An 11,968-nucleotide genomic window follows, 5' to 3' on the forward strand; every position below is an offset into this window, starting at 1 on the left:
CCGGTCAGGTTTTCAAACCCCGGAAACGAAAAAACCCGCTTTCGCGGGTTTGATCTGAATTTGGTGCCCAGGAGAAGACTCGAACTTCCACGACCTTGCGATCACCAGCACCTGAAGCTGGCGTGTCTACCAATTTCACCACCTGGGCATTATCAACGCTTGCGCTGTTGATGGAACGAACTATACGGAGGGCTTTTTGATCTGTAAACCCCTGATTCAAAAATATAAATCAAGATTCTTGTTAAAAATCAAAGGCCTGAAACGCAAAAACCCGCTTTCGCGGGTTTTTGGAGACTCAAGGCATAACCTTGAGTTTGAAATTGGTGCCCAGGAGAAGACTCGAACTTCCACGACCTTGCGATCACCAGCACCTGAAGCTGGCGTGTCTACCAATTTCACCACCTGGGCAGCATCAACAACGTTGCTGTCGTCGATGGCGCGCACTATACGGAGGCTGTTTTGAGCTGTAAAGCCCTGCCATGAAAAAAGTCTGGAATATTTCGCCGACGGTCGCGCAAGGTGCATTCCAAGGGCTACAAAGTGCTTTTACGGGCTTGTTGACACCTGAAATTTCCCGTTTCAATACGCGTATGCCAAACTAACCCGCATATAGACAAGGTGAAAACTCTCTAATGGCCGATTGGCAGTCCCTCGATCCCGAGGCCGCTCGTGAAGCGGAAAAATATGAAAACCCTATTCCTAGCCGCGAACTGATCCTGGCGCACCTCGCCGATCGGGGTTCGCCTGCTAGCCGCGAGCAGCTGGTTGAAGAATTCGGTCTGACCACCGAAGACCAACTCGAAGCCCTGCGTCGTCGCCTGCGCGCCATGGAGCGCGATGCCCAGTTGATCTACACCCGCCGCGGCACCTACGCGCCGGTGGACAAGCTCGACCTGATCCTCGGCCGCATCGCCGGCCACCGTGACGGTTTCGGCTTCCTGATCCCGGACGATGGCAGCGACGACCTGTTCATGAGCCCGGCGCAAATGCGCCTGGTGTTCGATGGCGACCGTGCCCTGGCGCGCGTTTCCGGCCTTGACCGTCGCGGTCGCCGTGAAGGCGTGATCGTCGAAGTGGTGTCCCGTGCCCACGAGTCCATCGTCGGCCGTTACTTCGAAGAAGGCGGCATCGGCTTCGTGGTGCCGGATAACCCCAAGGTCCAGCAGGAAGTGCTGATCACCCCGGGGCGCAATGGCGCCGCCAAAGTGGGCCAGTTCGTTGAGGTGAAAATCACCCACTGGCCAACTGCGCGCTTCCAGCCACAGGGCGATATCGTTGAAGTGGTCGGCAACTACATGGCGCCGGGCATGGAGATCGATGTTGCGCTGCGCACCTACGATATCCCTCACGTCTGGCCTGAGGCTGTGCTCAAAGAAGCCGCCAAGCTCAAGCCGGAAGTCGAAGAAAAAGACAAAGAGAAGCGCATCGACCTGCGTCATCTGCCGTTCGTCACCATTGACGGCGAAGATGCCCGCGACTTCGACGATGCGGTCTACTGCGAAGCCAAGCCTGGCAAACTGCGCCTGTTCTCCGGCGGCTGGAAGTTGTTCGTCGCGATTGCCGACGTGTCCAGCTACGTGAAGATCGGTTCGGCCCTGGACAACGAAGCCCAGGTGCGCGGCAACTCGGTGTACTTCCCCGAGCGCGTCATCCCGATGCTGCCTGAGCAGCTGTCCAACGGCCTGTGCTCCCTGAACCCGAAAGTCGACCGTTTGGCCATGGTGTGCGAGATGACCATCTCGAAAACCGGCGAAATGACCGACTACCAGTTCTACGAAGCGGTGATTCACTCCCAGGCGCGCCTGACCTACAACAAGGTCAGCACCATCCTGGAACAGCCGAAAACCAGCGAAGCCAAGGCCCTGCGCGGTGAGTACGGGCATGTCGTGCCGCACCTCAAGCAGCTCTACGCGCTGTACAAGGTGCTGTTGGGCGCTCGTCACGTGCGTGGCGCGATCGACTTTGAAACTCAGGAAACCCGGATTGTCTTCGGTTCCGAGCGCAAGATCGCCGCAATCACCCCGACCACCCGTAACGATGCTCACAAGCTGATCGAGGAATGCATGCTGGCGGCCAACGTGGCCACCGCAGAATTCCTCAAAAAGCACGAGATTCCTGCGTTGTACCGGGTGCACGACGGCCCGCCGCCGGAGCGTCTGGAGAAGCTGCGCGCGTTCCTCGGTGAGCTCGGCCTGTCCCTGCACAAAGGCAAGGACGGCCCGACGCCGAAGGACTACCAGGCTCTGCTCGCGAGCATCAAGGACCGTCCGGATTACCACGTGATCCAGACCGTCATGCTGCGCTCCCTGAGCCAGGCGGTGTACAGCGCCGATAACCAGGGCCACTTCGGCCTGAATTACGAAGCGTACACCCACTTCACCTCGCCGATTCGTCGTTACCCGGACTTGCTCACGCACCGGGCGATCCGCAGCGTGATCCATTCCAAGCAGAACACCCCGCACGTCAAGCGTGCTGGTGCCATGACCATTCCGAAGGCACGGATCTATCCGTACGACGAAGCGGCCCTGGAACAGTTGGGCGAGCAGTGCTCCATGAGCGAGCGCCGTGCCGACGAAGCCACCCGCGACGTAGTGAACTGGCTCAAGTGCGAGTTCATGAAAGACCGCGTGGGCGAGTCGTTCCCGGGTGTGATCACTGCCGTGACCGGTTTTGGTTTGTTCGTCGAGCTGACCGACATCTACGTCGAGGGCCTGGTGCACGTCACCGCCTTGCCGGGTGACTACTACCACTTCGACCCTGTGCATCACCGCCTGGCGGGCGAGCGCACCGGTCGCAGCTTCCGTCTGGGCGATACCGTGGAAGTGCAGGTCATGCGCGTCGACCTCGACGAGCGCAAGATCGATTTCGGTATGCCTGACAAGCCGGCTGAACCGACTGGCCGTAAAAAACGTGGCAGCGAAACTGCAGCCCCGGCCAGCAAAGGCAAAGGCGCTCCTGCGAAAGCGGCGGTCGCCGAGCCTGCGCCAGCCAAGCCTGCGCGTCGTTCGTCTGCCAAGGACAAGGCCCCCGAAGCCTACCGCCCTAGCGATGCCGCGGCGAAAAACGCCGAGCTGCGCAAGAGCCGCGAGTTGAAGCAGCAGTTGCTCAACGAAGCCAAAAGCGGTGGTAAAGCGGCGTCTGGGGGAAAGTCCCGCGAGGCGGAAAAGCCGTCGAGCAAGCCGAGTAAACACCGTAAAGGCCCGCCAAAAGCGGGTTCGGCCCCCGCGAAAAGCGGCGGGTCGCGCAAACCTAAGGCCAAGTCATGAGTCTGGAAAAAATCTACGGCGTGCACGCCGTAGAAGCATTGCTGCGTCACCACCCGAAACGCGTCAAGCAGGTGTGGTTGGCAGAAGGCCGCAGTGAGCCGCGTGTTCAAGCGCTGGTCGAACTGGCCAATCAGAACAAAGTTGCCATCGGCCAGGCCGAGCGGCGCGAGATGGACGTCTGGGTCGAAGGCGTTCACCAGGGCGTGGTAGCCGACGTCAGTCCAAGCCAGGTCTGGGGCGAAGCGATGCTCGACGAGCTGCTCGACCGCACCGAAGGCGCACCGCTGTTGCTGGTGCTCGACGGCGTGACCGATCCGCACAACCTCGGCGCCTGCCTGCGTTCGGCGGATGCTGCCGGTGCGTTGGCGGTGATCGTGCCTAAAGACAAGTCGGCAACCTTGACGCCTGTCGTGCGTAAAGTCGCCTGCGGTGCGGCGGAAGTGATTCCGTTGGTGGCCGTGACCAACCTGGCGCGCACCCTCGAGAAACTCCAGCAGCGCGGCCTGTGGGTTGTGGGTACGGCGGGGGAGGCTGAGGTCAGCATTTATGACCAGGACCTCACCGGCCCGACCATCCTGATCATGGGGGCCGAAGGCAAGGGCATGCGCCGCCTGACCCGCGAGCATTGCGATTACCTGGTGCATCTGCCGATGGCCGGTAGCGTCAGCAGCCTCAACGTTTCAGTCGCAACGGGCGTCTGCCTGTTCGAAGCCCAGCGCCAGCGCGGCGCCAAGGCTAAAGCCAAGAAATAACCAAGTCTGGCGCAGGTCAAAATGTGGGAGGGGGCTTGCTCCCGAATACGGTGTATCAGTCAGTGCATTTGGTGACTGGCACATCGCTTTCGGGAGCAAGCCCCCTCCCACATTTGTTTTTGTGGTGTATGGGGGCTGTTCAAATAATCACCAATCACCTTGCACCCTTTCTCCCCCTTCTCTACAATTGCGCCCCTTGCCTTCATGGCAGGCACGCATGTGCCTCCCTTCGGCAAGATCCATAAGTGTCATTCACTCCTTGTCTGACCGTTTTTGAGCGGCAGGCTACAACCCGTAAGGAGCATTCATGCGTCATTACGAAATCATCTTTTTGGTCCACCCGGATCAAAGCGAGCAAGTCGGCGGCATGGTAGAGCGTTACACCAAGCTGATCGAAGAAGACGGCGGCAAAATCCACCGTCTGGAAGATTGGGGCCGTCGTCAACTGGCCTACGCAATCAACAATGTTCACAAGGCTCACTACGTGATGCTGAACGTTGAGTGCACTGGCAAGGCCCTGGCCGAGCTGGAAGACAACTTCCGCTACAACGATGCAGTGATCCGTAACCTGGTCATCCGTCGCGAAGAAGCCGTTACCGGCCAATCCGAGATGCTCAAGGCTGAAGAAAACCGCAGTGAGCGCCGTGAGCGTCGCGACCGTCCTGAGCACGAAGGCGCTGAAAGCGCTGATAGTGATGACAGCGACAACAGCGATAACGCTGACGAGTAATCCACGGACCTTTTAAGGAGCCTATCAAATGGCACGTTTCTTCCGTCGTCGTAAATTCTGCCGCTTCACCGCTGAAGACGTGAAGGAGATCGATTACAAAGATCTCAACACTCTGAAAGCCTACGTATCCGAGACCGGCAAAATTGTTCCAAGCCGCATCACCGGTACCAAAGCTCGTTATCAGCGTCAGCTGGCCACCGCTATCAAGCGCGCCCGCTTCCTGGCCCTGCTGGCCTACACCGACAGCCACGGCCGCTGAGACCGGGCAGTCGACAAGTAGTAAGGGATTGAATGCATGCGCGCCTTAGCTGAGTTCATCATGCGCGGTCGTGTGCAGGCCACTCTTGTAGTGGCTGGATGTGCAGCATTGCCGTTGTTGTATTGGTTGGGTGCTGCCGCGGGTTGCCTTGTGCTTCTGCGGCGCGGTTTGAAGGACGCCCTTGGCGTTCTTGCCCTGGGAATACTGCCGGCCTTGGTCTGGTGGTTGAAATTCGATGATCCACGGGTACTTCTGGTACTGCTCGGTTCATCGACCCTTGCGTTGGTTTTGCGCGCAAGTGAGTCCTGGGTCCGTACGCTGCTGGTCAGCGTGGCATTGGGGTTGGTGTATTCACTGGCGCTTGGCGCGGCTTTCCGCCCGCAAATCGAGGCGCTGGCGCAGGAGATCATCAAGATCCTGCCGCTGGCCCTCGGGGATCTCTACCAGCAGTTATCGGTAGAGGAGCGAGCGCGCTTTGCGTCAGTGGTTGCACCGATGCTTACCGGCCTGATAGCGGCACTGTTGCAGATTGTCAGCTTGCTGAGCCTGATTCTTGGGCGTTACTGGCAGGCGTTGTTGTATAACCCGGGTGGTTTTGGTCGCGAGTTTCGCAGTATCAGAATCCCCGCTGGACCGGCGATGTTGCTGCTGGCGTTCATGGTGGTCGGGCCGACTTTTGGCCTGGCGCTGTTGGTGCCGTTGTGCAGCGTACCGCTGGTATTCGCCGGCCTGTCCCTGATTCATGGGCTGGTGGCGCAAAAGCGACTGGGCAGATTCTGGCTGGTGGGGTTGTACGTAACGCTGTTGCTGTTCATGCAGCTGATCTATCCGTTACTCGTGGTCTTGGCCATTGTCGACGGCCTGATTGATTTTCGCGGTCGTCTGGCGCCGAAAGACGCCGATAACGCGAACGGTGAAGGTTAAAAGTTAGAGGATTTTCACATGCAACTGATCCTTCTGGAAAAAGTCGCCAACCTGGGCAACCTGGGCGACAAAGTGAACGTTAAGGCCGGCTACGGTCGTAACTACCTGCTGCCATACGGCAAAGCCACCGCTGCAACCGCTGCCAACCTGGCTGCGTTTGAAGAGCGTCGTGCTGAGCTGGAAAAAGCAGCAGCAGACAAAAAAGCTTCGGCCGAAACTCGCGCTGCCCAACTGGCTGAGCTGGAAGTGACTATCACTGCCACCGCCGGTGACGAAGGCAAGCTGTTCGGTTCGATCGGCACCCACGACATCGCTGATGCACTGACCGCCTCCGGCGTTGAAGTGCAGAAGAGCGAAGTTCGTCTGCCGAACGGCACCATCCGCAACGTTGGCGAATTCGATGTAGCCGTGCACCTGCACGCTGAAGTCGAAGCAACCGTACGCGTTGTTGTGGTAGCAGCTTAAGCAACACCTAACTGACTGGCACCTCGCGTGCCAGGCAGTTAACATCGGGCACGATCCTGTTCACAGGTCGTGCCTTTTGTTTTTCTGTAGCTCCTGATTCTCCAACTATTCCAAGTGGCCATGAACGATATCTCCGCTCCTGAGCAATATGACCTGCAAACCGCTGCCCTGAAGGTGCCGCCGCATTCCATCGAGGCCGAACAGGCCGTGCTCGGTGGCTTGATGCTGGACAACAACGCCTGGGAACGCGTGCTGGATCAAGTCTCGGACGGCGATTTCTACCGTCATGACCACCGCCTGATCTTCCGCGCCATTGCCAAGCTGGCCGACCAGAACTCACCGATCGACGTGGTGACCCTGGCCGAGCAGTTGGACAAGGAAGGCCAGACGTCCCAAGTGGGCGGCCTGGGTTACCTGGGCGAGCTGGCGAAAAACACGCCATCGGTCGCCAACATCAAGGCGTATGCGCAGATCGTCCGAGCGCGGGCCACGTTGCGCCAGTTGATCGGCATCGCCACCGAGATCGCCGACAGCGCGTTCAACCCGGAAGGCCGCACTGCCGAAGAGATTCTCGACGAAGCCGAACGGCAGATCTTCCAGATCGCCGAGGCCCGGCCTAAAACCGGCGGCCCGGTCAGCGTCAACGACTTGCTGACCAAGGCCATCGACCGTATCGACACCTTGTTCAACACCGACAACGCCATCACCGGCCTGTCCACCGGCTACACCGACCTCGACGGCATGACCAGCGGCCTGCAGCCAGCCGACTTGATCATCGTCGCCGGCCGTCCGTCCATGGGTAAAACCACCTTCGCCATGAACCTGGTGGAAAACGCCGTGTTGCGCAGCGACAAGGCTGTACTGGTTTACTCCCTGGAGATGCCAGGCGAATCGCTGATCATGCGTATGTTGTCGTCCCTGGGCCGCATCGACCAGACCAAGGTGCGTGCCGGCCGCCTGGAAGACGACGACTGGCCGCGGCTGACCTCGGCGGTCAACCTGCTCAACGATCGCAAGCTGTTTATCGATGACACCGCGGGCATCAGCCCGTCGGAAATGCGCGCGCGTACCCGACGCCTGGTGCGTGAGCACGGCGATATTGCCCTGATCATGATCGACTACCTGCAGTTGATGCAGATCCCGGGCTCCAGCGGTGATAGCCGGACCAACGAGATTTCCGAGATTTCTCGCTCGTTGAAAGCCCTGGCCAAGGAATTCAACTGCCCGGTGGTTGCCCTGTCGCAGCTCAACCGATCTCTTGAGCAGCGTCCGAACAAACGCCCGATCAACTCCGACTTGCGGGAATCCGGAGCGATCGAGCAGGATGCTGACGTGATCATGTTCGTATACCGGGACGAGGTGTATCACCCGGAGACCGAGCATAAAGGCATCGCTGAAATCATTATCGGTAAACAGCGTAACGGGCCAATCGGCACCACGCGCCTGGCCTTCATCGGTAAATACACTCGCTTCGAGAACCTGGCGCCGGGCAGCTATAACTTCGAAGACGAGTAAAAGCGCTGCCCACCAATTCCGACTGCAAAGGTCGGAATTGGTCAAATTTTGTGCTATATTCCGCGCCCGCGATTTTTCATCTCAACACCGGTCACCGTCATGCAAACAGCCAAGCCGTTATTTGACTATCCCAAGTACTGGGCCGAATGTTTCGGTCCTGCGCCATTCCTGCCGATGAGCAGGGAGGAGATGGATCAGCTTGGCTGGGATTCATGCGACATCATCATCGTCACCGGTGACGCGTACGTGGACCATCCGTCGTTCGGCATGGCAATCATCGGCCGGCTGCTGGAGTCCCAGGGCTTTCGCGTCGGGATCATTGCCCAGCCCAACTGGCAGTCCAAAGACGACTTCATGAAGCTCGGCGAGCCGAACCTGTTCTTCGGCGTCGCGGCCGGCAACATGGACTCGATGATCAACCGCTACACCGCCGACAAGAAAATCCGCTCCGATGACGCCTACACCCCAGGCGGCATGGCCGGCAAACGTCCGGACCGCGCGAGCCTGGTCTACAGCCAGCGCTGCAAGGAAGCCTACAAGCACGTGCCGATCGTGCTCGGCGGCATCGAAGCCTCCCTGCGCCGCATCGCCCACTACGACTACTGGCAGGACCGTGTACGCAACTCGATCCTGATCGACGCCTGTGCCGATATCCTGCTGTACGGCAACGCCGAGCGGGCCATCGTCGAAGTCGCCCAGCGCCTGTCGTGGGGCCACAAGATCGAAGACATCACCGACGTGCGCGGCACTGCGTTCATTCGCCGTGACACGCCTGAAGGCTGGTACGAGGTGGACTCCACCCGTATCGACCGTCCGGGCAAGATCGACAAGATCATCAACCCGTACGTGAATACCCAGGACACCCAGGCCTGCGCCATCGAGCAGGAAAAGGGCCCGGTGGAAGACCCGGAAGAGGCCAAGGTGGTACAGATCCTGGCCAGCCCACGCATGACCCGTGACAAGACCGTGATCCGTCTGCCGTCCGTGGAAAAAGTCCGTGGCGACTCGGTGCTGTATGCCCACGCCAACCGCGTGCTCCACCTGGAAACCAACCCGGGCAACGCCCGCGCGCTGGTACAGAAGCACGGCGAAGTGGATGTGTGGTTCAACCCGCCGCCCATTCCCATGACTACCGAAGAAATGGACTACGTGTTCGGCATGCCTTACGCCCGTGTTCCACACCCGGCGTACGGCAAGGAAAAGATCCCGGCCTACGACATGATCCGCTTCTCGGTGAACATCATGCGTGGCTGCTTCGGCGGCTGCACCTTCTGCTCGATCACCGAGCACGAAGGCCGGATCATCCAGAACCGTTCCGAAGAGTCGATCATTCGCGAAATCGAAGAGATCCGCGACAAGGTGCCAGGCTTCACCGGCGTCATTTCCGACCTCGGCGGCCCGACCGCGAACATGTACCGCATTGCCTGCAAGAGCCCGGAAATCGAATCCGCGTGCCGCAAGCCATCCTGCGTGTTCCCGGGCATCTGCCCGAACCTGAACACCGACCACTCGTCGTTGATCCAGCTGTACCGCAGCGCCCGTGCGTTGCCGGGTGTGAAGAAGATCCTGATCGCTTCCGGCCTGCGCTACGACCTCGCGGTCGAGTCGCCGGAGTATGTGAAGGAGCTGGTGACCCACCACGTCGGTGGTTACCTGAAGATCGCCCCGGAACACACCGAGGAAGGTCCGCTCAACCAGATGATGAAACCGGGCATCGGCAGCTATGACAAGTTCAAGCGCATGTTCGAGAAGTACACCAAGGAAGCGGGCAAGGAGCAGTACCTGATTCCTTACTTCATCGCCGCCCACCCGGGCACCACCGATGAAGACATGATGAACCTGGCCCTGTGGCTCAAGGGCAACGGCTTCCGCGCCGACCAGGTGCAGGCGTTCTACCCGTCGCCAATGGCCACCGCCACGGCGATGTACCACTCGGGCAAGAACCCGCTGCGCAAGGTCACCTACAAGAGCGACGCGGTGACCATCGTCAAGAGCGAAGAACAGCGCCGCCTGCACAAGGCCTTCCTGCGCTACCACGACCCGAAGGGCTGGCCGATGCTGCGTGAAGCATTGACTCGCATGGGCCGTGCAGACCTGATCGGGCCGGGCAAGGAGCAACTGATCCCGTTGCACCAACCGTCCACCGACAGCTACCAGAGCGCCCGTCGCAAAAACTCGACGCCGGCTGGCAGCCACAAGGTTGCGAAGGAAACCACCACCAGGATCCTAACCCAGCACACCGGCCTGCCGCCGCGTGGCAGTGATGGCAGCAACCCGTGGGACAAGCGCGAGCAAGCCAAGGCCGCGGCCATGGCGCGCAACAAGCAGGCCGCCAAGGAGCGCACCGACGCCGCCAAGGGCAAAGGCAAGAAGCCAGCCCGCAAGCCGGTGGTGCCGCGTTGATCGTCGCCTGAAACGCAAAACGCCAGCCTCGTGCTGGCGTTTTGCTTTCTAGCGGGTGGGTAGCCTGTTTGTTAAGGTGGCGCCCATTCGAGCGCCATCGCAGGCAAGCCAGCTCCCACATGTGACCGGGTTTCAGCATGAGAATGCGGTCGAATGTGGGAGCGGGCTTGCTCGCGAAAGCGCCAGTTCAGACACCACCCATTTCAAGGAAGAACACCCCCATGAGCAGCCCCCTGCTTGGCATCGGCATGGACTCCAACCGCTCCCAGTTCATGGCCCGCCAGCGCATCGAAAGCCAGATCAACCTGCCACGCCTGTTTGCTGCCATCGACGCCGACCCAGGCATCGTGGGGGCGGGTGTGGTGTATATCGATGCCGACTTCAACGTCGTCACCCTGCGCGAATTCCAACCCATCTGCAGCATTGCGCCCAAACGCGTGATCCTGCGGGAAGCGCAGCGGTACATAGCGCCGGCGCAGTTCGCCCAGCAGGTGCAAGACAATCCCCGTGAATCGCGGCTGGTGGGTGAAGCGATCAACACCACGCTGTCGTGTGCCGGTGCAGTCATCGGCTGGGTAGTGGTGCTCAGCGGCTCTGTCGCGATACCGTTTTCGGCGGGTGCCAGTACGGTGGTCGCAGCCCTCGGCTACACCGCTGCGGCAGCCAGTACCGTTCAGTGTTTTGCCGGTGGCTACCGGACCGTCAACGAAATAAGAAATCCGTCGCGCAACGACGAGCTCGACGGCGAGGAATGGTATCAATACACGATGATCGCGTTGGACGCCGCATCGTTGGTCGGAGTCGGTGCATCGTCACTCACCACCCTCAAGTTGGTCCGGCTGAATAAGGCGACCACCGGCAAAAGTGTTCGGGAGGTACTGAAAGGCTTGAATCGACAAGAGCGCGCCAAACTGACCAAGGAGTTGCTGAGCATTAACGACCCTCGCTTGAGCTCGAAGATGCTCAAGTTGCGACAGTTGTCAGGTGAGCTACCCAAGCGCTTCACGCCCACACAGGTCAAGCACGCAACGGTCACGCAAATACAGGATGCGTTGGGCGCCTCGATTGGCTTCACGGGCAGTGCGCTTTCCGGGAATGTCCGAACCATTGCCGTAGGTCTATACGAGGAGATTGAGCAATGAACCAAGCACCGAGCATTCGTGCCTTTCTATCCCGGTACTTTCCGGTTTTCATGGGGGCGATATTTGCAGCGGTATTTTCCCTGGTCTTCGCGGTGCCTTTGTTTTTTGACAGCTATTTCCGGGACCTTCCCCTGGCGGATAACGCCAAGTACTCCTTTCTCGGCGGAATCGCTCTGACGTTGGTCATCGTGCACTGCAACTTCATGATCGCCCGCGGACGCCCGCAATGGGTGTGGCCGCTGGTGGTGTTGCTGGGGCTTTGTCTTGTGTGTGTGCTGCCCACGATCGAGTACCGACCGCATCCATTTATTTATGGCATGAGCGTGCTGTTGCCGTTGCTGGCGCTGCTGGTGCTTAACAGCAAGCGCCACCGCGAAATGCGCCAGAAACTGGTCGAAGTTCGCCACCTGCGTGAAGCCGTGATCGCCAGGCACAAAGCCCGTTGACTGGGTAGATTCACCACCCACCCTCACACTCCCGCCACAAATATGTGCAACCCTCGCACCACGACG

The 11,968-nt window shown here is 59.7% G+C and carries 10 protein-coding genes and 2 tRNA genes; 10 read left to right on the forward strand and 2 right to left on the reverse strand.

Annotated elements, in window-relative coordinates; all coding sequences use genetic code 11:
* Positions 1–61 precede the first annotated feature (61 nt).
* Together HX805_RS06800 and HX805_RS06805 are read right to left on the reverse strand one after the other, a co-directional pair.
* Positions 62–148: transfer RNA gene (locus tag HX805_RS06800), tRNA-Leu, on the reverse strand.
* Positions 149–321: 173 nt separating this feature from the next.
* A tRNA-Leu gene (locus HX805_RS06805) sits at positions 322–408 on the reverse strand.
* Positions 409–632: 224 nt separating this feature from the next.
* On the opposite strand from HX805_RS06805, the gene rnr reads away from it, so the two are divergent.
* From rnr to HX805_RS06855, 10 genes are all read left to right on the forward strand, one after another.
* Positions 633–3,266 carry a ribonuclease R gene (gene rnr, locus HX805_RS06810; RefSeq protein ID WP_003217496.1) on the forward strand — a complete coding sequence of 878 codons (2,634 nt, stop codon included), beginning with the start codon at positions 633–635 and terminating at the stop codon, positions 3,264–3,266.
* Positions 3,263–4,018, forward strand: a complete 756-nt coding sequence (gene rlmB, locus HX805_RS06815; RefSeq protein WP_003217493.1) for a 23S rRNA (guanosine(2251)-2'-O)-methyltransferase RlmB — start codon at positions 3,263–3,265, stop codon at positions 4,016–4,018. Before rnr ends, rlmB begins: the two co-directional genes overlap by 4 nt.
* 307 nt (positions 4,019–4,325) lie before the next feature.
* Positions 4,326–4,748: a 30S ribosomal protein S6 gene (gene rpsF, locus HX805_RS06820; protein ID WP_003217491.1), complete on the forward strand. Its 423-nt coding sequence runs from the start codon at positions 4,326–4,328 to the stop codon at positions 4,746–4,748.
* A 28-nt stretch (positions 4,749–4,776) separates the two neighbouring features.
* Entirely contained in the window at positions 4,777–5,007 is a 231-nt protein-coding gene (rpsR, locus tag HX805_RS06825) for a 30S ribosomal protein S18 (RefSeq protein WP_002551829.1), read from the forward strand.
* Positions 5,008–5,043: 36 nt separating this feature from the next.
* Positions 5,044–5,931: a hypothetical protein gene (locus tag HX805_RS06830; RefSeq protein WP_003217488.1), complete on the forward strand. Its 888-nt coding sequence runs from the start codon at positions 5,044–5,046 to the stop codon at positions 5,929–5,931.
* Positions 5,932–5,949: 18 nt separating this feature from the next.
* Positions 5,950–6,396 (forward strand): 50S ribosomal protein L9, encoded by a 447-nt coding sequence (gene rplI, locus HX805_RS06835; RefSeq protein ID WP_003171376.1) that lies wholly within the window; start codon positions 5,950–5,952, stop codon positions 6,394–6,396.
* Between the two features lie 120 nt (positions 6,397–6,516).
* Positions 6,517–7,911: a replicative DNA helicase gene (gene dnaB, locus HX805_RS06840; RefSeq protein WP_003217484.1), complete on the forward strand. Its 1,395-nt coding sequence runs from the start codon at positions 6,517–6,519 to the stop codon at positions 7,909–7,911.
* A 99-nt stretch (positions 7,912–8,010) separates the two neighbouring features.
* Positions 8,011–10,314, forward strand: coding sequence for a YgiQ family radical SAM protein (locus HX805_RS06845; RefSeq protein ID WP_008439091.1), 2,304 nt, complete (start codon positions 8,011–8,013; stop codon positions 10,312–10,314).
* Positions 10,315–10,535: 221 nt separating this feature from the next.
* Positions 10,536–11,456 (forward strand): NAD synthetase, encoded by a 921-nt coding sequence (locus tag HX805_RS06850; RefSeq protein ID WP_177022497.1) that lies wholly within the window; start codon positions 10,536–10,538, stop codon positions 11,454–11,456.
* Positions 11,453–11,902, forward strand: a complete 450-nt coding sequence (locus HX805_RS06855) for a hypothetical protein (protein WP_134325642.1) — start codon at positions 11,453–11,455, stop codon at positions 11,900–11,902. The genes HX805_RS06850 and HX805_RS06855 overlap by 4 nt, the downstream gene beginning before the upstream one ends.
* The last annotated feature ends 66 nt before the right edge of the window (positions 11,903–11,968 follow it).

This window comes from Pseudomonas sp. G5001 (genome assembly GCF_013385475.1).
Lineage (GTDB): Bacteria > Pseudomonadota > Gammaproteobacteria > Pseudomonadales > Pseudomonadaceae > Aquipseudomonas.